18 protein-coding genes are annotated in these 19,267 nt (G+C 72.2%); 11 read left to right on the top strand and 7 right to left on the bottom strand.

The genetic code is table 11. The features are described 5' to 3' along the window. Positions 1 to 105: 105 nt before the first annotated feature. Positions 106 to 456 (top strand): DUF485 domain-containing protein, encoded by a 351-nt coding sequence (locus tag K5S26_RS10230; RefSeq protein ID WP_221857884.1) that lies wholly within the window; start codon positions 106 to 108, stop codon positions 454 to 456. Further along, positions 453 to 2,051, top strand: coding sequence for a monocarboxylic acid transporter (locus K5S26_RS10225; RefSeq protein ID WP_221857883.1), 1,599 nt, complete (start codon positions 453 to 455; stop codon positions 2,049 to 2,051). The genes K5S26_RS10230 and K5S26_RS10225 overlap by 4 nt, the downstream gene beginning before the upstream one ends. Before the next feature lie 74 nt (positions 2,052 to 2,125). On the opposite strand, the gene K5S26_RS10220 is transcribed toward K5S26_RS10225, so the two are convergent. Further along, entirely contained in the window at positions 2,126 to 2,749 is a 624-nt protein-coding gene (locus K5S26_RS10220; protein ID WP_221857882.1) for a DNA-3-methyladenine glycosylase I, read from the bottom strand. Beyond that, complete coding sequence (locus K5S26_RS10215; protein WP_308122890.1) at positions 2,749 to 3,291, bottom strand: methylated-DNA--[protein]-cysteine S-methyltransferase; 543 nt, start codon at positions 3,289 to 3,291, stop codon at positions 2,749 to 2,751. The genes K5S26_RS10220 and K5S26_RS10215 overlap by 1 nt, the downstream gene beginning before the upstream one ends. 271 nt (positions 3,292 to 3,562) lie before the next feature. Here K5S26_RS10215 and K5S26_RS10210 point away from each other — a divergent pair, with 271 nt between their 5' ends. Next, positions 3,563 to 7,204, top strand: a complete 3,642-nt coding sequence (locus K5S26_RS10210) for an AAA family ATPase (protein ID WP_221858006.1) — start codon at positions 3,563 to 3,565, stop codon at positions 7,202 to 7,204. 318 nt (positions 7,205 to 7,522) lie between these two features. Here the strand turns inward: K5S26_RS10210 and mscL are convergent, their stop codons facing one another. Genes mscL through K5S26_RS10195 form a run of 3 tightly spaced genes read right to left on the bottom strand, consistent with a single transcriptional unit; the run spans position 7,523 to position 8,879 of the window. Then, on the bottom strand, positions 7,523 to 7,954 hold the full coding sequence (gene mscL, locus K5S26_RS10205) for a large conductance mechanosensitive channel protein MscL (protein ID WP_221857880.1): 432 nt from the start codon (positions 7,952 to 7,954) through the stop codon (positions 7,523 to 7,525). Positions 7,955 to 7,998: 44 nt separating this feature from the next. After that, positions 7,999 to 8,259, bottom strand: coding sequence for an FmdB family zinc ribbon protein (locus K5S26_RS10200; RefSeq protein WP_221857879.1), 261 nt, complete (start codon positions 8,257 to 8,259; stop codon positions 7,999 to 8,001). Between the two features lie 26 nt (positions 8,260 to 8,285). Beyond that, the gene (locus K5S26_RS10195; RefSeq protein WP_221857878.1) at positions 8,286 to 8,879 is read right to left on the bottom strand and encodes a 5-formyltetrahydrofolate cyclo-ligase; all 594 of its coding nucleotides are present in this window, start codon (positions 8,877 to 8,879) and stop codon (positions 8,286 to 8,288) included. A 131-nt stretch (positions 8,880 to 9,010) separates the two neighbouring features. On the opposite strand from K5S26_RS10195, the gene galU reads away from it, so the two are divergent. From galU to K5S26_RS10180, 3 genes are all read left to right on the top strand, one after another. Next, on the top strand, positions 9,011 to 9,898 hold the full coding sequence (gene galU / locus K5S26_RS10190) for a UTP--glucose-1-phosphate uridylyltransferase GalU (protein ID WP_221857877.1): 888 nt from the start codon (positions 9,011 to 9,013) through the stop codon (positions 9,896 to 9,898). A 24-nt stretch (positions 9,899 to 9,922) separates the two neighbouring features. Beyond that, positions 9,923 to 10,552, top strand: coding sequence for a GNAT family N-acetyltransferase (locus K5S26_RS10185; protein ID WP_221857876.1), 630 nt, complete (start codon positions 9,923 to 9,925; stop codon positions 10,550 to 10,552). A gap of 68 nt (positions 10,553 to 10,620) precedes the next feature. Continuing rightward, the gene (locus K5S26_RS10180; RefSeq protein ID WP_221857875.1) at positions 10,621 to 11,919 is read left to right on the top strand and encodes an amidohydrolase family protein; all 1,299 of its coding nucleotides are present in this window, start codon (positions 10,621 to 10,623) and stop codon (positions 11,917 to 11,919) included. A gap of 59 nt (positions 11,920 to 11,978) precedes the next feature. Here K5S26_RS10180 and K5S26_RS10175 read toward each other — a convergent pair whose 3' ends face one another. Beyond that, on the bottom strand, positions 11,979 to 12,929 hold the full coding sequence (locus tag K5S26_RS10175; protein WP_221857874.1) for a PDR/VanB family oxidoreductase: 951 nt from the start codon (positions 12,927 to 12,929) through the stop codon (positions 11,979 to 11,981). Then, complete coding sequence (locus K5S26_RS10170) at positions 12,926 to 13,561, bottom strand: helix-turn-helix domain-containing protein (RefSeq protein ID WP_221857873.1); 636 nt, start codon at positions 13,559 to 13,561, stop codon at positions 12,926 to 12,928. The genes K5S26_RS10175 and K5S26_RS10170 overlap by 4 nt, the downstream gene beginning before the upstream one ends. Positions 13,562 to 13,694: 133 nt before the next feature. On the opposite strand from K5S26_RS10170, the gene K5S26_RS10165 reads away from it, so the two are divergent. The 5 genes from K5S26_RS10165 (at position 13,695) to K5S26_RS10145 (ending at position 19,252) form a co-directional block, all read left to right on the top strand. Further along, positions 13,695 to 14,918 carry an amidohydrolase family protein gene (locus K5S26_RS10165; RefSeq protein ID WP_221857872.1) on the top strand — a complete coding sequence of 408 codons (1,224 nt, stop codon included), beginning with the start codon at positions 13,695 to 13,697 and terminating at the stop codon, positions 14,916 to 14,918. Next, a complete protein-coding gene (locus K5S26_RS10160; protein ID WP_308122888.1) occupies positions 14,915 to 15,697 on the top strand; it encodes an ABC transporter ATP-binding protein in 783 nt (260 codons plus the stop codon). Before K5S26_RS10165 ends, K5S26_RS10160 begins: the two co-directional genes overlap by 4 nt. Continuing rightward, positions 15,694 to 16,542, top strand: a complete 849-nt coding sequence (locus K5S26_RS10155) for an ABC transporter permease (RefSeq protein ID WP_221857871.1) — start codon at positions 15,694 to 15,696, stop codon at positions 16,540 to 16,542. The genes K5S26_RS10160 and K5S26_RS10155 overlap by 4 nt, the downstream gene beginning before the upstream one ends. Positions 16,543 to 16,661: 119 nt before the next feature. Beyond that, positions 16,662 to 17,849 carry an ABC transporter substrate-binding protein gene (locus K5S26_RS10150; protein ID WP_221857870.1) on the top strand — a complete coding sequence of 396 codons (1,188 nt, stop codon included), beginning with the start codon at positions 16,662 to 16,664 and terminating at the stop codon, positions 17,847 to 17,849. An 80-nt stretch (positions 17,850 to 17,929) separates the two neighbouring features. Continuing rightward, on the top strand, positions 17,930 to 19,252 hold the full coding sequence (locus K5S26_RS10145) for an FAD-binding oxidoreductase (RefSeq protein ID WP_221857869.1): 1,323 nt from the start codon (positions 17,930 to 17,932) through the stop codon (positions 19,250 to 19,252). Positions 19,253 to 19,267 lie beyond the last annotated feature (15 nt).

Here is a 19,267-nt window from a genome sequence, read left to right as displayed (position 1 = left end):
CTGCGCCTGCGCAGGGTCCCGGGCGTCGCGGTCACCGCGTTCCCGGCATCGGGTCGGACGGCGCGAAGGCGCGTCGTCCGTGGACACATGCGGCAAGGAGGCCTCATGACAGAATCCCCCTCCGATGCGCCCCCGCGGGGACGCATCGACTACATCGCGGAGGAGAACTCTCCTCGCTTCCAAGAGCTGAAGCGCGCGCACCGGTCATTCGTGTTCCCGCTCTCGGCGTTCTTCCTCATCTGGTACTTCGTCTATGTCCTGCTCGCCGGCTGGGCGAAGGACTTCATGGCCACCCCGGTAATCGGCGACATCAACGTGGGCCTTCTGATCGGGCTCGGGCAGTTCGTGACCACCCTCGTCATCACCCTCTGGTACGTGTCGTTCGCGAACAATCGGCTGGATCCGAAATCGGCCGCCATCCGTGAGGACCTGGAGAAGCAGGAGGCCGGCGCATGAGCGTGCTCGCCGCGGTGGAATCGACCACGCAGAACAATCCGGTCCTGAACATCTCGATCTTCGGGGTGTTCGTCGCGGTGACGATGTTCATCGTCATCCGCGCCGCCCGCAACAACAAGACGGCGGCCGACTTCTATGCCGGCGGCAGATCGTTCTCGGGGCCGCAGAACGGCTTCGCGATCTCGGGCGACTATCTGTCGGCGGCGTCCTTCCTCGGCATCTGTGGGGCGATCGCGATCAACGGATACGACGGCTTCCTCTATTCGGTCGGATTCCTCGTCGCGTGGCTGGTGGCGCTGCTCCTCGTCGCCGAGCTCATGCGCAACACCGGCAAGTTCACGATGGCCGACGTGCTGTCCTTCCGCCTCAAGCAGCGCCCGGTGCGCATGGCGGCCGCGATCAGCACGCTGGTGGTCTGCTTCTTCTACCTGCTCGCGCAGATGGCGGGCGCCGGTGGCCTGGTGTCGCTGCTGCTCGGCATCAACGACCGGATCGGCACGGCCGTGGTGGTCGCCGTGGTGGGCGTGCTGATGGTGGGCTACGTCCTCATTGGCGGCATGAAGGGCACCACGTGGGTGCAGATCGTCAAGGCGTTCCTGCTGATCGGCGGCGGCATCGTGATGGCCGTGTGGGTGCTCGCGGTGCAGGGAGTGGACCTGCTCGGCAACGCGGCGGCGAACTCGCCGCACGGCGCCGCCGTGCTGGCGCCGGGGCTGCAGTACACGAACCCGGTCGACTTCCTGTCGCTCGGCCTCGCGCTGGTGCTGGGCACGGCGGGTCTGCCGCACGTGCTGATGCGCTTCTACACGGTGCCGACCGCCAAGGAGGCCCGACGCTCGGTGGTGTGGGCCATCATGCTGATCGGCCTGTTCTACCTGCTGACGCTCGTGCTCGGCTACGGCGCGGCGGCGATCGTCGGCCCCGACACGATCGCGAACGCCCCGGGCGGGGTCAACTCGGCGGCGCCGCTGCTGGCGCAGGCGCTCGGCGGACCGGTGCTGATGGGCATCATCTCGGCGGTCGCGTTCGCGACGATCCTCGCGGTGGTAGCGGGTCTGACGATCACGGCGGCCGCGTCGTTCTCGCACGACATCTTCAACGGAGTGGTCAAGCGAGGCGCCGCCACCGAGAAGGAGGAGCGCAAGGTCGCCAACGTCACGATCCTCGTGATCGGCGCCTTCGCCATCGTCGGCGGCATCGCGGTGCTCGGTCAGAACGTGGCGTTCCTGGTGGCTCTCGCCTTCGCGATCGCCGCGTCGGCGAACCTGCCGACCATCCTGTACTCGCTGTTCTGGCGCGGCTTCACCACCCGCGGGGCCGTCTGGAGCATGTACGGCGGTCTGCTCACCGCGATCGTGCTGATCGTCCTGTCGCCGGTGTTCTTCGGCGGCGAGACGAGCGTGCTGAAGACGGGGGAGGGCACCGCGATCTTCCCGCTCAGCAATCCGGGCATCATCTCGATCCCGGTGGGCTTCCTGCTCGGGTGGATCGGATCGCTCACCTCGAAGAAGGGGTCGGAGGATCCGCGGCTCGCCGCCGAGATGGAGGTGCGCTCGCTCACCGGTCACGGCGCCGAGAAGGCCGTGCAGCACTGATGCAGGGCTGAGGGCCAGGTCACGAGACGCCGGTCCGCGGGTGGCCTACACACCCGCGGACCGGCGTCTCGCCGTCAGCCGCCCCAGACGCCGCTGCTGCCGCGGCGGTGACTGCCGACGAGGTGCGTGTCGACGATGCCGACGGCCTCCATGAGGGCGAACATCGTCGTCGGTCCGACGAAGCGGAACCCGCGCCGTTTGAGCTCCTTCGACAGCGCGATCGACTCGGTCGAGGACGACGGCACCTCGGCGAGCGACCGGGGCGTCGGGGTCTGTGCGGGCTGGAAGCTCCAGACGAGGTCCGGCAGGCCGCCCGCGTGGTCGGCGTCGCCGCGCAGCGCGACGGTCGCGCGGGCGTTGCCGATCGTGGCGAGGATCTTGGCCCTGTTGCGCACGATGCCGGCATCGCCGAGCAGCCGTTCGACGTCGGAGTCGTCGAACGCGGCGACCGCGTCGGGGGCGAACCCCGCGAACGCCTCCCTGAAGGCGGGACGCTTGCGCAGGATGGTGGCCCACGACAGCCCCGACTGGAACCCCTCGAGGCTGAGACGCTCGAACAACCCCTGCTCGTCGCGTACCGGCAGGCCCCATTCGGTGTCGTAGTAGGCCTGCAGCAGGGGGTCGCGCGCCGCCCAGAGCGGGCGGGCCAGCCCGTCGGCGCCCACGATCAGGTCGGGGGAGGGCACGGTGTCGGTCATCACGGCTCCGTTCGGGTCGAGGAAGGGGAGGCCTGGGAGCGCAGCGCGTCGCGCTCGAGCTCGACGAGGAACCGTTTGGTCTCGGGGGACGAGCCGTACTCGCCGAGCGAGCCGTCGGCGCGCACGACGCGGTGGACGGGAACCACGAGCGAGAACGGCGTGGTGCGGCATGCCGTGCCGACGGCGCGCGCGGCACGGGGCCGTCCGGCCATCGCGGCCACCTCGCCGTAGCTCGCGGTCTGGCCGTAGGGGATCTCGCACGCCGCCCGCAGCGCGTCGCGGGCGAAGCCCGTCGTGAGGCTCCAGTCGAGGTCGACGTCGAAGCTGCGGCGCTCGCCATCGAAGTATCCGCCCAGCTTCGCGAAGAGCGCGTCACCGCACCCCGGCTCGCGCACGGGCACCACGCCGTGCTCGTGGGCCAGCATCTCGAGCACCCACCGGTCGTCCTCGGAGGTCACGCGCAGGGCCAGGAGCCCCGTATCGGAGAACACCGCGATCGCGAGCCCGACGGGCGTGCCGGTGAGGTCGTATCGGAGGGTCACGCTCTCATCCTGGCGGGCGGAGGGGACATCCGCGGCGCGGCGGCGCCGTCGGGGGATGGCCGGCGACGGGCGGCGGGCTGGGGACGACAGGGCGCCGCTGAACGGGAGCTCGGGCGTGTCGCGCGAATCCCGCGAAACTCCGCGCCCTGCCGCGGGTATCGCCCGATGCCCGCCTACCCTGTCTCACGTGTGGCGAACAGAAGGCAGCGCCGCGGTCGATGACACCGCGGCCCACGGGAGAACGGCGATCGTGACCCCGACGGACCTCGGCATGGCCGAGCCGGGGCTCGTGATCGCGCACGTCGCCGACCCCGAGCGCGAGCGGCTTCGCGTCGTGGCGCGGGATCTGGGCGGCCCGTCGCCCCTGCTGCACTTCCCGCTCGAGTCCGACGGCCGCGAGGCGTCGGAGGCGGGCATCGACGTCACCCGGGCGCACCCCGGCAGCCTGCCGCAGTTCATCACGGGCAAGTCCACGCTGCTGTCGAACCTGTTCCGCGACGAGGTGGCGCTGCGTACCGCCCGCCTCGCCGCCGAGCGCATCACGACCAAGCACCTCGAGCTGCGCACGGTGCGCGGCATCGACGCCGTGCGCCTCGCCGTCGGCCTCGCCGTCTGGCGCATCGGCGACGAGCGGTTCTCGGCGCCGGTGCTGCTGCGTCCCCTCGCGATCCGTCGCCATCACGCCGACTTCGAGCTGAAGCTGCACGGCCAGTTCGAGGTCAACGACGAGCTGGTGCGCGCTGCGCGCGACCACTTCGGGGTCGACCTCGACGGCGCCGCCCTCGCAGCGCTCGCCTACGGCGAGGGCGTGTTCAAGCCGCAGCCGGTCATCGACCACCTGCGCGCAGCCCTCGCGCACGTCGACACCTTCACCGTGCGGCCGCGGCTCGTGGTGTCCACGTTCGCCGACGTCGGCGGGGCGCTGTCCCGCGACATGCACGACCTCGACCACCCGCTGCTGAACGCCCTGGCGGGGCATCCTGAGGATCTCGCGGCGCTCGACTCGGACACCGCCGCGCCCGCCGTCTCCAACCCCGACGAGCGGTCGCCCGCCGCCGACATGCTGCTGCTGGACGCCGACGCGGAGCAGGAGGCGGTGCTCGCCCGCATCGCCGCCGGCCAGTCGCTCGTGGTCCACACCCTGCCCGGCACGGGCGGCACGCAGACGGTGATCAACGCCGTCGGCTCGCTCGTCCGTGCGGGCAAGCGCGTCCTCGTGGTGAGCGCGCGCCGATCGACGCTCGACGGTGTGCGCCACCGACTCGCGGGCATCGGGCTCGACGGGCTCGCCGTGTCGCCGTCGGACCTCCGGCGGGACCTGATCCGCGCGATCGGACGCAACGAGAAGGCCAGCCAGCCGAAGGTGGCCGAGGTCGACGACGCCCTGGTGCGCCTGCGCACCGTGCTGCGCGACTACCGCCGCTCGCTGACCCGCACGCACGACCGCCTCGGGGTGTCGGTGCTCGACGCCACGCGCGCGCTGACCAGGCTCGCGTCGCTGCCCGAGCCCCCGTCCACCTCGGCGCGGCTCGGAGTCCGGGCCCTCGAGGCCCTCGCCGGCGACCGCAAGGCCGCGGCGTCCACCCTCGCGCTCGCCGCACGCCTCGGCGAGTTCAAGGTCGGCCCCGACGACTCGCCCTGGTACGGCGTCACGTTCGCGACGACGGACGAGGCCCGCCGGGCGCACGAGCAGGCCGGCAGGCTGCACCGCACGAGCGTGCCCGAGCTGCTCGAGCGTGGCTACGAGCTGATCGCGCAGACCCGCATGCGCCCCTTCACCACGGTCGACGAGCTGGGCGAGTTCCTGCGTCTGCTGCACGGCATCCGCGACTCGCTCGACCGGTTCAGCCCGACCGTGTTCGAGCGCCCTCTGGCCGACATGATCCGCGCCTACGGTCCGCGCCGCGAGGCGCAGAACATGACGGGTGCCGCGCGTCGCCGCCTCAAGCGCCTGGCCAAGGAGTACCTGCGCCCCGGCGTGCACCTGTCCGACATGCATGAGGCGCTCGTGCGCATCCAGCACCAGCGTGGGCAGTGGCAGAAGCTCGTCGACGTGGGCACGATCCCCGACATCCCCCTCGGCCTCGCCGACGTGCAGGTCGAGTGGCAGCGCGTCGAGGCCGAGCTGACGGCGCTCGACGGCGCCCTGGGACGCGGCACGCGCCTGGCGGCCATGCCGGTGCAGCGCCTGGTGCGCACGCTGGCCGGTCTCGCAGCCGACTCGGACGTCTTCGACAACATCGTCGAGCGTGCGGAGCTGCGCACCGAGCTGGCGCGCCTCGGCCTGGAGCCCCTGCTGACCGAGCTCTCGGTGCGCCACGTCGACGAGGCGCGCGTGGGCGAGGAGCTCGAGTTCGCGTGGTGGCAGTCGGTGCTCGAGCACCTGCTGCAGACCGATCGCGCGCTGCTCGGCGCCAACACCTCCGTCGTCGACCGGCTGGAGCGCGACTTCCGCCTGGTCGACGAGGCCCACGCGTCCGCCTCCGGGCCGCTGCTGGCCTGGCAGCTCGCGGCGCAGTGGCGGATCGGGATCGTGGACGAGCCCGAGGAGTCCGCCGCGCTGCGGCGCGCGCTCACCCGCGGCCAGCTGACCCCGGACGACTTCGTCGCCGCGGCCCCCACCCTCGCCCGCACCCTGGCCCCGGTGTGGATCGCGTCGCCGTACGAGGTGCCGTCGATCCCCGACGACCCCGCGTTCGACGTGGTGCTGATCGCGGACGCCGGCGCCGTCGGCGTGACGGAGACCGTGCCCGCGATCCGTCGCGCCCGGCAGGTCGTGGCGTTCGGCGACCCCGTGACGCAGCGGCCGACGCCGTTCACCGTCGCAGCGGTCGGGCAGCCCGACCCCGAGGCCGCGGTCGACGACGACAGCCTGTTCGAGAGCCTCGCCGAGGTGCTGCCGGTCGCGACGCTGACCCGCAGCTACCGCGCCGGCGGCGAAGACCTGGCGGAGCTGGTGAACGACGCGTTCTACGGCGGCGAGATCGTGTCGCTGCCCTGGGCCGGCTCGTACCTGGGCCGCGGCAGCCTGTCGGTCGACTACGTGGAGGGCGGATCGGGAACGCCCGACCCGGTCACCGGATCGGTGGAGAGCCCCGACGCCGAGGTCGCCCGCGTGGTCACCCTCGTCGTCGAGCACGCCGTCAACCGGCCGTCCGAGTCGCTGATGGTCGTCACGGCGAGCCGTCGTCACGCCGAGCGCGTGCGCACCGCCGTGACCGAGGCGTTCGCCGGCCGCTCCGACGTCGCCGACTTCGTGTCGCGCGAGACCGCGGAGCCGCTCACCGTGCTCACGCTCGAGGAGGCGACGGCCGAGAGCCGCGACCGCGTGATCTTCTCGCTCGGCTACGGCGTCACCAAGCACGGCCGCGTGCTGAGCGAGTTCGGCGACCTGTCGACCCCGGACGGCGAGCGACTGCTCACCGTCGGGATGACGCGGGCGCGCCGCTCGATGGTGATCGTGTCGTCCATCCGCCCGTCGGCCTACGACGAGGGGCGGCTCGAGCATGGCGCGGCCACCCTGATGGGGATCCTGGGCAGCATCGCCGCCCGCGGGCGGGAGGCGCGCCTCGAGGACCTCGCCGACCCGCTCACGCTCGCGCTCGCGCGGGAGCTGCGTCGCCTCGGTGTCGCCGTCGACGTGGACTACCGGGGCCTGCTGCCCCTGGTCGCCCAGCACGGCGGCAAGGCCGTGGTCGTCGAGCCCGACCCCGAGTCGCGCGGCGAATCGCTGCGGGAGTCGCTGCGGCTGCGTCCGCACGTGCTGCGCCGCCTCGGCTGGCACTACGTGCGCGTGCACGCGTTCGACCTCTACAGCGACCCGGCGGCCGTTGCGGAGCGGATCGCCGCCGTGCTCGGCGTCTCGCCCGAGCAGCAGCGCGCGGACGGCGACACCCAGCCGCTCGACATCTGACATACCCTTCGGGGATGGATCAGGATCGGCCGAGACAGCGGGTGGTGCGCGTCCGTGGCGCCCGCCGCGCGCAGCTGACGCCGGTGGAGGGCACGCTCAGCGACTCGGAGGCCGAGGCGACCCTCCGCGGCGAAAGGCGTGCGTCTCCCTCCGCCGCGGACGGGCCCAGGGGACCGAACGACGACCGTCTGCGTCAGGACGTCCCCCCGCACTACTGACCGCGACACCGGGAGCGCTGCGCAGCGACGTCGGTCTCGTACGACGCGAGGCCGCGCCGGATCCGGGGATCGGGCACGGCCTCGCGGGACGCTCGGTGCGTTACGGCCTGTTCTGCGCGGCGAGCAGGTCGCGGATCTCCGCGAGCAGCTCCTCCTGCGTGGGGGCCGGCGGGGCGTCGTCGGCCTGGTTGACGCCGAGCTTCGCGTCGCGGCGGGCCTTGAGCACGGCGAACGGGCGGACCAGCGCGAGGTAGACCACCAGCGCGACGGCGAAGAAGTTGATGAGGGCGGAGATGATCCCGCCGATCCCGAGCTTGACCTCGGCGAAGATCCCCGGGAAGTCGATCGTCCATGCGGCCAGGTTTCCCGACGGCACGAAGGCCCCGATCAGCGGGTTGATGACGCTCTCGACGATGGCGGTCACGATCGCCGTGAAGGCGGTGCCAATGACCACCGCGACCGCGAGATCGATCACGTTCCCTCTGGAGATGAACTCCTTGAATCCCTCGATGAGGCCCTTGTTGTCTGCCATAGGTTCTCCCCCTCTGCAGCGGCCGTGCGGCCGGATCCGACGATCTATGCGCCCGAATCGGACGACGTCTTCGATGATGACGCAGCCGGTGTGGAAGTGCCAGCGTCCGAGCCCGAGGTCGACGTGGTGTTACGCGAGTCGGTGCGGTAGAAGCCGCCGCCGTTGAACGTCACCCCGATCGACCCGTACTGCTTGCGCACGGGGCCGGAGCACTCGGGGCACTCGGTCAGCGCGGGGTCGCTGAAGGACTGGACGGCGTCGAAGCGGTGCCCGCAGGACTTGCAGGCATAGGCATAGGTGGGCATGCGACCTCGGAGATCGGGACGAAGGGCTAGGAGTCGGTCGACAGGTCCTGCACGCGTGTCGGGGTGACGACGCCGGACACCGGCTGGTCGTGCACGTCCTGCGGCACGCTGTCGATCAGTTCCGAATCATAGATGACCGCGTACACCGGAGGGCGCCGGTCCATCGAACCCAGGGTCTTGTCGAAGAAGCCGCGTCCCCAGCCCAGGCGCATCCCGCTGCGGTCGACGGCGGCCGCGGGGATGATCATCAGGTCGACGTCGTTCACCGCGATCGGGCTGAGCACCTCGCCGACGGGCTCCGGGACGCCGTACACGCTCTCGATCTCCTGCCCCTCGGCCGTCGCGACCGTCCAGTCGAGCAGGCCGTCCTCCCGCGTGATCGGCAGCAGCACCCGGATGCCGCGCGCGATCGCCGCGTTGATGAACGGGCGCGTGCCCGGCTCGGTCGGGGAGGAGAGGAAGCACGAGACGCTCGTCGCGCCGAGGCTGTCGACGAGCTCGTCGAGCCGGTCGCGGATGCCCGCGGCGGCGGCCTCGCGCTGCGCGTCGGAGAGCTGCTGGCGCCTCTCCCGCAGCTCCGCTCGAAGCGCTCGCTTGGCGTGGTCCAGCGTGTCCGTCATGCGTCCGAGTGTAGGGCGAGCCCGCGGCGCGCCCACCCTGCCCCGCACCGCGATCCGCCACGCGCCGACGCCGGGACGCCGTCGGACCGCCGGGTGCGGGCGAAAAACGCCTCGTCGCATAGGATTGTGGAATGCATCCTCCGCAGATCAAGGCAGTCATCCCCGCAGCGGGCCTGGGCACGCGCTTCCTCCCCGCCACGAAGGCCACGCCGAAGGAGATGCTGCCGGTCGTGGACAAGCCGGCCATCCAGTACGTCGTTGAGGAGGCGGTGGCCGCCGGCATCCGCGACGTCCTGATGATCATCGGGCGCAACAAGAACGCCCTCGCCAACCACTTCGACTCGGTGCCCGAGCTCGAGACCAACCTGGTGAAGAAGGGCGACCAGAGCCGCCTGGAGCGCGTCCAGAAGTCGAGCGACCTCGCCGACATCCACTTCGTCCGCCAGGGCGAGCCCAAGGGCCTCGGGCACGCGGTGCTGCGCGCCCAGGCGCACGTGGGCGACGCCCCCTTCGCCGTGATGCTCGGCGACGACCTCATCGACGAGCGCGACGAGCTGCTGACGACGATGATCGCCGAGCAGGCCAAGCGCGGCGCGATGGTCATCGCGCTGATGGAGGTCGACCCCGACCACATCCACATGTACGGCGTCGCCGACGTGGAGGCCACCGACACCGACGGCGTCGTCAAGGTCAAGAGCCTCGTCGAGAAGCCCGCGAAGGAGGACGCGCCGTCCAACCTCGCCATCATCGGCCGGTACGTCCTCTCGCCTGAGATCTTCCCGATCCTCGAGCGGACCGAGCCCGGCAAGGGCGGAGAGATCCAGCTGACCGATGCGCTGCAGGAGGTCGCCGCCGACCCGGAGGGGCCCGGCGTGTTCGGCGTCGTGTTCCGCGGCCGTCGCTACGACACCGGCGATAGGGTCGACTACATCAAGGCGATCGTGCGTCTCGCCGCCGACCGCGCGGACCTCGGGCCGGACCTGCGCCCGTGGTTCAAGGAGTTCGCCGAGACGCTGTAGCCACGCATCTTCTGAAGGAGCCGGATGGACGGTCTCGCCCCGCGTCAGCACGGGCCGATCTCCATCCGGCTCGTTCGTCCCCGGGACTCCCGGGCGCTGCAGCACGAGCTGCTCACGAACCGCTCGTGGCTGCGTCCCTGGGAGGCGACGAGCCCTGGCGGCCCGGCCTCCCTCGACATGCGCGGCAGCATCCGGCGTCTTCTACAGCAGTATCGCGACGGGCAGGGCGTGCCGTTCGTCATGGAGTACGAGGGCGACGTGGCGGGGCAGTTGAACGTCTGGGGCGTCGCACGCGGCTCCCTGTCGTCCGCGACGATCGGGTACTGGGTCAGCGAGCGCTTCGCGGGGCGGGCCATCACGCCGACGTCCGTGGCGCTGGCGACCGACGTGTGCTTCCGCGAGCTGCAGCTGCACCGCATGGAGATCTGCATCCGGCCCGAGAACGCCGCGAGCCTGCGCGTGGTGCAGAAGCTCGGCTTCCGCTACGAGGGGCTGCGGCGGCGCTACATCCACATCGACGGCGACTGGCGCGACCACTACGCGTTCGCGCTGACCGCCGAGGAGGTGCCCGACGGCGTGCTGCGCCGCTGGGTCGAGGGCCGTGCCCCGGCGCATGCGGCGGACGTGCCACCGGCCGACCGCATGGTGGGCTGAGCGCGCCGCAGGCGACGGCGGGCGGGCGCCGTGATCTGCGCGCAACACGGCGCTGCTAAGCAGAGGGGGTGACGTCCTCCCTGCGCGTGCGCGATGCCCTGTCCGTCTGGTCCGCCGCGGCCGAGGGGACCGGGGAGGTGCACGTCGCCGACGGGCGGATCGTGGCGGAGCCCGTCGCGGATGCGGTCGACCTGGACGCGGGCGGCTGCGTGGTGACGCCCGGGCTGGTGAACGCCCATCACCATCTGCTGCAGACGGCCTTCCGCACGCTTCCCGGGACGCGGGCCGTGGCGATGCGCGACTGGCTGCCGGCCATGGCGGCCGCGTACCGCGAGGCGGTGGTGGACGGGGCGCTGGCGTATGCCGCGTCTCGGGCGGGGATCGCCGAGGCGCTGCTCTCGGGCGTGACGACGATCGCGGACCATCACCTCACCTGGCCGGGCGCCGGCGCCGAGTCGGACGTGGAGATCGCCGACGGCACGCTGCGCGCGGCGCGGAAGCTGGGAGCGCGGGTCGCGTTCGTCCGCGGCACGGCCGGCGACTCCGCGGCGGCCGCCGCCGAGAGCGCGGAGGCGATCGTCGCCCTCGCCGGCACCGGGCCCGGCGGCACGACCGCTGACGGCATGGTGCAGATCGCCGTGGGACCCGCGGGGGTCCACAGCGACGCGCGGGAGACGTTCGACGCGCTCGGGGACGTCGCGCGCCGCCACGGCCTGCGTCGCCGCACCCAGGCGAATGAGCAGGTCGACACCGAGATAGCGGCCACGCGATACGGTCGCCGGCCGATCGAGCTGCTCGACGAGTGGGGGTGGGTCGCGGGGGACGTCACGCTCGCCCACCTCTGCGATGTCACCGACGACGAGATCGCGCTGCTCGCCGAGCGCGGTGTGACCGCGACGCACGCGCCGGGCTGCGACGTGCCGATGGGCTGGGGCGTCGCGCCGGTCGCGAAGATGCTCGCGGCCGGGATCCCGGTCGGGCTCGGGACGAGCGGCGGCGGCAGCAACGACGCGGGCCATCTGCTGGCCGACGCCCGGCTGGCGATGCAGGTGTCGGGTCTGGCGGGACGTCAGCTGGCGGCGCGAGAGATGCTGGAGGCTGCGACGCAGGGCAGCGCCGCCGGGCTGGGCCGCGCCGACCTCGGCCGCATCGAGGTCGGCGCAGCGGCCGACCTGTGCGTGTGGGACGTCTCGGGCGTTGCCGACGCGGGCGTCGCCGATCCCGTGGCGGGGCTGCTGTGGGCCGCGCCGGGACGCCGGCCGCGGCACGTGGTCGTGGCCGGTCGGTTCGTGGTGCAGGACTATCGCCTGGTCTCGGGCGACGAGGGGGAGATCGTCGCGGCCCTGCGCGAGCGCGTCGCACGGTGACGGGGCGCCTTGCGGTCGCGGCGTCCGGCGTCGCCGGGAGGGTCCTCGCGCGAACGCCCTCAGAGGTCGAGGACGAGGCGGGGGCAGGCGGCGCGTGACACGCACACCATCATCACCGGGCTCGTCTGGCGCTCCGCGGGGCTGAGCACGCGGTCGCGGTGGTCGACCTCGCCCTCGACGACCACCGTCTCGCACGTACCACAGGTCCCCTCGCGGCACGACGACACGGCGAAGACGCCGTGGCTCTCGAGCACCTCGAGCACGGATCTGTCCGCGGGCACCTCAAGGACCTCGCCCGTCGACATCAGCTCCACCTCGAACGGCTCCGCCCGCACGGGGTCGGGCAGGACGGCGGCGGTGAACGGCTCGATGTGCAGCCGCGTCTGCGCGGTCGCGGCGGCGCCGAGGGCGTCGAGCAGCCGCGCCGGGCCGCACGCCCAGATCGGGTCCCCGCCCGCCGAGGCGACGAGGGCGGAGGCGTCCAGTCGCCCGGCCTCGTCCGATACGTGCAGGCGCACGCGGTCGCCGTACGCGGCCAGCTCGTCGACGAACGGCAGCCGTGCGCGCGAGCGCACGGCGTAGTCGAGGGTCCAGTCGGCGCCGGAGGCCTCTGCTGCGCGGATCATCGACAGCAGCGGGGTGATGCCGATCCCGCCCGCGACGAAGCGTACGCCGCCCGCTGCGGGGGAGTCGAACGCGAAGTTCGAGCGCGGCCCCCGCGCCCGCACGAGGTCGCCCTCGCGCAGAGCGTGGGCGGCGACTGAGCCGCCGCGTCCTGCCGGCTCCCGCAGCACCGCCACGCGCCAGGCGTCCCTGTCGGAGGGGTCCGAGCACAGCGAGTACTGCCGCTCGACGCTGTCGCCCAGGATCAGGTCGATGTGACTGCCCGGCGTCCACGCGGGCAGCGGCCGGCCGTTCGAGGCCGCCAGCTCCAGGGCGACGATGTCCTCGGCGACCTCGGTGCGCCGGGTGACGATCAGCTCTCGCTCGACGTCGTTGAAGAAGCTCACGCCTCGGCTCCTCTGCGGGATGTCGTGCCGGCGCCGCCGGTCGAGGCCGCGCCGCAGCCGGCGATCGGTGGTCGCGTGGTCGCCCGGCGCTCCTTGACGACGACCATGCGGTACGCGCCGCCGTCGGAGCTGCCCCAGCGATGGGGCGTGCCGCCGGGGAAGTAGAGGGACTCGTCCGGGCCGAGCGTGAACACGCCCTCGGGGCCGAGGTCGATGTCGACCCGCCCCTCGATCACCAGTGCGAACTCGTCCTCGTCGTGCAGGAAGTACTCGCCGCGCTCGCGGTGGTCGCCCCGCACGTCGATGGGGGTGAAGCGCGTGTCGCCGTGCACGAGGATGCGCGCCTGCTCGAGGCCGTAGACGCCCGTGGCCTCTCGCGCCTCGTTCCGCTGGACACCGGGTCGCTCGGCGTCCAGAGCCGTCCCCGACCACAGCTCGATCTGACTGGTGCCGAGGGCGTGCGCGATGCGTCCGAGCGAGTCGAGGCTCGGCCGGGCGAGCCCCCGCTCGAGCTGGCTGACGAAGGGATGCGAGAGCGCGGCCCTCTCCGCGAGCTCGACGATCGTCAGGCCCAGCTGCTTGCGGCGCGCCCGGATGGCGGCGCCCAGGCGCAGTGCCTCGTCGTTCGACATGTGCCTCCGTCTCGGTCGCCCGTGCCTCCGGTGGCGGAAGGAAATGGGGTCGTTACACCGGTGAAACCTCTGAACCGTAGGTTCGCAGATGTTGATCACATCAACATTCTCGATTCTGACACAGGTGCACAGCATGGTCCTTCACCCCGCGCGACTGCGCGACGCGATCCTCGCCGACGGCTCGGTCGTCGACGTCGAGCTCGACGGCTCCCGCGTCGCCCGCGTCTCGCCCGCGTCCGGCGAACCGCTCGCCGCCGGGGACCTGTCGCTCGAAGGCCACCTGCTGCTCACCGCGCCCGCCGACCCCCATGCGCACCTCGACAAGGCGCTGTCCTGGGAGGCCGTGCGACCGCCGCGGGGCGACCTGCGCACGGCGATCGCCTCGTGGCGCGCCTACATCGCCACCGTCGACAGCGCCGAGATCGAGGCACGCGCGACGCGCGCCGCCGAGACCTATCTGGCGAACGGCACCGTCGCGATCCGCACGCATGTCGACGTGCCGGCCGACGGCGATCCGATCCGCGCCGTCACCGCTCTGTCGCGTGTGCGCGACGCGTACGCCGGGCGGCTGCACCTCGAGATCGTCGCCCTCGCCGGCCCGGACACCACCGACGCCCGCGTGGAGGCCGCGCTGGACGCCGGCGCCGATCTCGTGGGCGGCGCCCCCCACCTCGCCGACGACGAGCTGTCAGACCTGCATCGGCTGCTCGACATCGCCGAGCGGCGGGGAGTCGGCGTGGACCTGCACGCCGACGAGGACCTGAGCCACGGATCCACGCTCGCCGCGTATGCGGACCGCACGCGCGACTGGGCCGTCGTCCGGTCGGCCGGCCACTGCGTGCGGCTGTCGACGATGGAGCCCGGCCAGTTCGACGATGTCGCCGCGGTCGTGGCGGATGCGGGGATCGGCGTCATCGCGAACCCCATCACGAACCTCTGGCTGCAGGGATGGGAGCATCCGGTCGCCACGCCCCGGGGGATCGCGCCGCTCGACCGGCTCGCGGAGGCCGGCGTGCTGACGGCCGCAGGCGGGGACAACGTCCGCGACCCCTTCAACCCGCTGGGCCGCGCCGACGCGTTCGAGACGGCGATGCTGCTCGTCGTCGCCGGGCACCTCTCGATCGAGCACGCCTGGACCGCCGTCACCGACGGCGCGCGCGCCGTGATGCGGCTGCCGGAGGCCGGCCCGCGCGAGGGCGCGGCGGCCGACCTGCTGGCGGTGCGCGCCGGCAGCCTGCCCGAGGCGATGGCGACCGCGCCGGCCGACCGCCTCGTCTTCGCGGCGGGCCGGCTCGTCGCCCGCACGCAGACCACCCGCTGGATCGACCCTGGCATCGGCAAGGAGACCGCCCCGTGACCACAGCCCCCACAGACTCCAGCCCGTCCGTCGAGTCCCCGCCCGACGCGCTCCTGGTCGACTTCGACGACGTGGGCATGACCTACGACAGCGGCACCGTCGCGCTCGAGAACATCGACTTCTCCGTCCGGCGGGGCGAGTTCGTGACCGTCGTCGGCCCGTCCGGCTGCGGCAAGTCGACCCTGCTGCGCATCGCCGCGGGGCTCGAGAGCAACACCGCCGGCACCTGCCGGACCCGGACCGAGCGCGTCGGCTTCGTGTTCCAGGACGCCACGCTGCTGCCGTGGCGCAGCGTGCAGCGCAACGTCGAGCTGCTGGCGGAGCTGAACGGGCTGCCCGCCGCCGAGCGCAAGCGCGCCGCGGCGGAGGCCATCGAGCTGGTGGGCCTCGGCGGGTTCGAGGCGTCGCTGCCGCGTCAGCTGTCCGGAGGCATGCGGATGCGCGTGTCGCTCGCACGCTCGCTCACGCTCGATCCCGACCTGTTCCTGTTCGACGAGCCCTTCGGGGCGCTCGACGAGATCACACGTCAGCGCCTCAACGACGAACTGCTGCGGCTGTTCGCGGAGCGGGGGTTCGGCGGGCTGTTCATCACCCACTCCGTCGCCGAGGCCGTGTACCTCTCCACCCGCGTCGTCGTGATGTCCGGGCGGCCGGGTCACGTCGTCGACGTCGTCGACGTGCCGTTCGACATGCCCCGCGACCCCGACATCCGCTACTCGCCGGAGTTCGGCGAGCTCGTCGGCCGCGTCTCCCACTCGCTCAAGGAGGCCCACGCATGACCCAGGCAGAGGCGCCCGTCGTCGCCCTCACCGCCTCGCAGCCCGTGCCGGCGCGCCGTCGCCGCAGCGGCAGCCCGCTGCAGTCGCTATGGCCGCCGGTGCTCGTGTTCGTCCTGCTGCTGGCGGCGTGGACCCTCGCGAGCGCGCTGCTCGGCGACCGCAGCTTCCTGCTGCCCGCACCGCATCGCATCTTCACCGAGGGTCTGCTTGATCCGCGGGTGCTGCCCGAGATCGTCGCCGCGCTGGGCCAGACCGTCCTCGTCGCCTGCATCGGCCTCGCCATCGCCGTGGTCCTCGGCGTCGGGTGGGCCATCGCCATGCTGCAGGCCAAGTGGGCGGAGCGCTCGCTCTATCCGTACGCGGTGATCCTGCAGTGCATCCCGATCCTCGCGCTCGTGCCGCTGATCGGCTTCTGGTTCGGCTACGGCCTGCCCGCCCGCGTCATCGTCTGCGTGCTGATCGCCCTGTTCCCGATGGTGTCCAACACCCTGTTCGGCCTGCAGTCCGTGGACCGGTCGCAGCGCGAGCTGTTCCGGCTGCAGCGCACGAGCCGCTGGACGACGCTCTGGAAGCTGCAGCTGCCGGCCGCCCTGCCCGCCATGTTCGTCGGCCTGCGCACCTCCGCCGGGCTCTCGATCGTGGGCGCGATCGTCGGCGACTACTTCTTCCGCCGCGGCACGCCCGGCCTGGGCTCGCTCATGAGCACCTACACCTCTCGGCTGCTCGCGCCGCAGCTCTACGCGTCGGTGATCGTCGCCGCGCTGCTGGGCGTGGCCATCTTCGTGGGCTTCGGCCTGCTGTCACGGGTCGTCGTCGGCCGTTGGTACGACGCGACCAAGGACTGACCGCGCCGACCTTCGGCAGTCCCGCCGCCCGTCCCCTCCCGGACGCACGCCCCTCCCGAACGCACCTCTCCCGCACGCCCCTCCCGAACGCATCCCTCCCAAACGTGAAAGAGAGCACCATGGCATCCATCACTCATCGCCGCGCGCTGGCCGCGGCATCGGTCCTCACCGTCTCGGTGATCGCGCTCGCCGCGTGCTCGTCCGGCGCAGACGACGAAGCCGAGCCCGCCGCCGACCTCGAGATCGGCTCGGTCGACCTGTCGGAGGCGTGCCCGGCGACCATCGTCGTGCAGACCGACTGGAACCCCGAGTCGGAGCACGGGCACCTCTACGAGATGCTCGGGGACGACTACACGATCGACGCCGACGCGAAGTCGGTGTCCGGCCCCCTGCTCGCGGGCGGCGAGTACACCGGCGTGAACCTCGAGGTCCGCTCCGGCGGGCCCGCGGTCGGGTACAGCCCGGTGCAGTCGCTGATCTACCAGGACGAGGACATCACGCTCGGATACGTGCACTCGGACGCCGCCATCGCCAGCTCCGCGACGACGCCCGTGGTCGGCGTGCTCGCACAGCTCGACGTCAACCCGCAGATGGTGATGTGGGACCCGGAGACCTACCCGGACGCCGACGACATCCCGAGCCTCGTCGAGGCGATGGAGGGCACCGGCGGGGTGTGGCGCTACTTCGGCGGCGCCACGTACATGGAGTACCTCATCGCATCCGGCGTCGTGCCGGAGGAGCTCACCGACGGCGGGTACGACGGCACGCCCGCGGGCTTCGTCACCGACGGCGGAGCGTCGGTGCAGCAGGGCTTCGCCTCGGCCGAGCCGTACACCTACGAGCACGAGGTGCCGGAGTGGGGCAAGCCCGTCGAGTACGCGCTGATCTCGTCCACCGGCTGGGACATCTACGGATCGGCCCTGTCGGTGCGCGCGGACCGGCTGGAGGAGCTCTCGCCGTGCTTCGAACAGCTCGTGCCGGTCATGCAGCAGGCGCTCGTGGACTTCGTCGAGGACCCCTCCGACACCATCGACCTGATCCTCGAGGCGGTCGACGCCTACGACAACGGCTGGATCTACAGCGACGGCGTCGCGGAGTACGCGGTCGAGACGATGCTCGCGGACGGGATCGTGTCGAACGGCGACAACGAGTACGTCGGCGACTTCGACCCCGACCGCGTGAGCGCCTTCTTCGAGATCGGCAAGGAGCTGTTCACCGAGACGGCCGCCGACGTGGATCCCGACCTCACCGCCGAGGACATCTACACCAACGACTTCCTCGACACCTCCATCGGCCTCTCCGACTGACCCACGCCGCCGCCGGCGACGACACCCCGTCTCGCGGGCGGCGCTCACTCGAGCGCCGCCCGCACACCGAAAGGAACCCGATGGTCGACCTGTCCGCCATCACGGCGCTGCAGGAGCGCCTCACCGAGCGCCTCGGCGCCCGCAACGTCTCGTCGGACGCGCGGCTGCTCGAGCGAGCGTCCGTCGACGGTGCCCGCATGTCTCCCGTCATCAGCGAGCTGCTGCCCCTCGGCGTCGCCGACCTCGTCGCGTTCCCGACAGACGCCGAGGCGATCGCCGACACGGTGCGTGCTGCGGTGGAGCTGGGCGTGCCCGTCACGCCGCGCGGCAAGGGCACCGGGAACTACGGCCAGGCGATCCCGTCGACCGGCGGCCTCGTGCTCGACCTGTCCCGCGCCCGCGCCGTCCTCGACGTCGGCGACGGCGTCATCACGGCCGAGGCCGGCGCCACGATGCTCGCGCTCGAGCAGGCGGCGGCGGCGTCCGGTCAGCAGCTGTGGATGTATCCGTCGACCATGAACTCCTCGATCGGCGGCTTCCTCGCGGGCGGCTCGGGCGGCACCGGCACGATCGAGCACGGCGCGAACCACATGGGCTTCGTCGTCGCGCTCGACGTCGTCCATGCCGACGGCGGGGGACTGCGCCACGTCGAGGGCGAGGAGGCGCAGCTCTACGTGCACAACTACGGCACGGCGGGCATCATCGTGCGCGCCACCGTTCGCCTCGAGCCCCTCGTGGACTGGCGCGCGCTGTACGCGTCATTCGACGACTTCCCCGGCCCGCTGTCGGTGATCCGCGAGATCGGGCTCCTGACCCCGCGTCCGCGACTGGTCTCCGCCGACACCGTGGAGGTGTCCCGCGCGCTTCCGGACGACCCCGCCATCCCCGACGGTCGGTCGAGCCTCCGCTCGATCATCGCGCCGGAGGCCCTCGAGCAGGCGGTCGCGCTGATCGAGAGTGCCGGCGGACGCGTCGAGGACGTCCGAACCGGGGCGCAGGCGTCGGCGCGGCTGTCGACGCTGAGCTACAACCACCCGATCGAGTGGCTGCAGAAGACGCGGCCCGGGTACTACTACCACCTCGAGGTCGGCGGCGACATCCTGGTCGAGGACATCGACCTCGTGCACGCCACGATCGGGGACGGCCTGCTGCACGTGGAGGCCGGTCACACGGTGCCGATCGGCATGCTCGCGGCGGAGTACCGGGGGCCGGACGAGGTGCGCGCGGCGATCGACCGCCTCACGGCGATCGGCGTCGGCGTCCACAACCCCCACCAGTGGAACGTGGACTTCGAACTGCAGCGCACGGTCGCGCTGGCCCGCACGACCGACCCGCGCGGACTGCTCAACCCGGGGAAGCTGAACCCCGACTACGACGGCCCCACCAAGGGCTCCATCCGGTGAGCGACGGGCAGTCCC

This window comes from Microbacterium marinilacus (genome assembly GCF_019753765.1).
Taxonomy (GTDB): domain Bacteria; phylum Actinomycetota; class Actinomycetes; order Actinomycetales; family Microbacteriaceae; genus Microbacterium; species Microbacterium marinilacus.
This window is presented reverse-complemented; position numbering and strand designations above follow the sequence as displayed.

Excerpts from the sequence above, each read along its gene's own strand:
- K5S26_RS10230 (WP_221857884.1), top strand. The coding sequence starts at position 106 with ATGACAGAATCCCCCTCCGATGCGCCCCCGCGGGGACGCATCGACTAC.
- K5S26_RS10225 (WP_221857883.1), top strand. The coding sequence starts at position 453 with ATGAGCGTGCTCGCCGCGGTGGAATCGACCACGCAGAACAATCCGGTC.
- K5S26_RS10220 (WP_221857882.1), bottom strand. The coding sequence starts at position 2,749 with ATGACCGACACCGTGCCCTCCCCCGACCTGATCGTGGGCGCCGACGGG.
- K5S26_RS10210 (WP_221858006.1), top strand. The coding sequence starts at position 3,563 with ATGGCCGAGCCGGGGCTCGTGATCGCGCACGTCGCCGACCCCGAGCGC.
- mscL (WP_221857880.1), bottom strand. The coding sequence starts at position 7,954 with ATGGCAGACAACAAGGGCCTCATCGAGGGATTCAAGGAGTTCATCTCC.
- K5S26_RS10200 (WP_221857879.1), bottom strand. The coding sequence starts at position 8,259 with ATGCCCACCTATGCCTATGCCTGCAAGTCCTGCGGGCACCGCTTCGAC.
- K5S26_RS10195 (WP_221857878.1), bottom strand. The coding sequence starts at position 8,879 with ATGACGGACACGCTGGACCACGCCAAGCGAGCGCTTCGAGCGGAGCTG.
- galU (WP_221857877.1), top strand. The coding sequence starts at position 9,011 with ATGCATCCTCCGCAGATCAAGGCAGTCATCCCCGCAGCGGGCCTGGGC.
- K5S26_RS10185 (WP_221857876.1), top strand. The coding sequence starts at position 9,923 with ATGGACGGTCTCGCCCCGCGTCAGCACGGGCCGATCTCCATCCGGCTC.
- K5S26_RS10170 (WP_221857873.1), bottom strand. The coding sequence starts at position 13,561 with ATGTCGAACGACGAGGCACTGCGCCTGGGCGCCGCCATCCGGGCGCGC.
- K5S26_RS10165 (WP_221857872.1), top strand. The coding sequence starts at position 13,695 with ATGGTCCTTCACCCCGCGCGACTGCGCGACGCGATCCTCGCCGACGGC.
- K5S26_RS10155 (WP_221857871.1), top strand. The coding sequence starts at position 15,694 with ATGACCCAGGCAGAGGCGCCCGTCGTCGCCCTCACCGCCTCGCAGCCC.
- K5S26_RS10150 (WP_221857870.1), top strand. The coding sequence starts at position 16,662 with ATGGCATCCATCACTCATCGCCGCGCGCTGGCCGCGGCATCGGTCCTC.
- K5S26_RS10145 (WP_221857869.1), top strand. The coding sequence starts at position 17,930 with ATGGTCGACCTGTCCGCCATCACGGCGCTGCAGGAGCGCCTCACCGAG.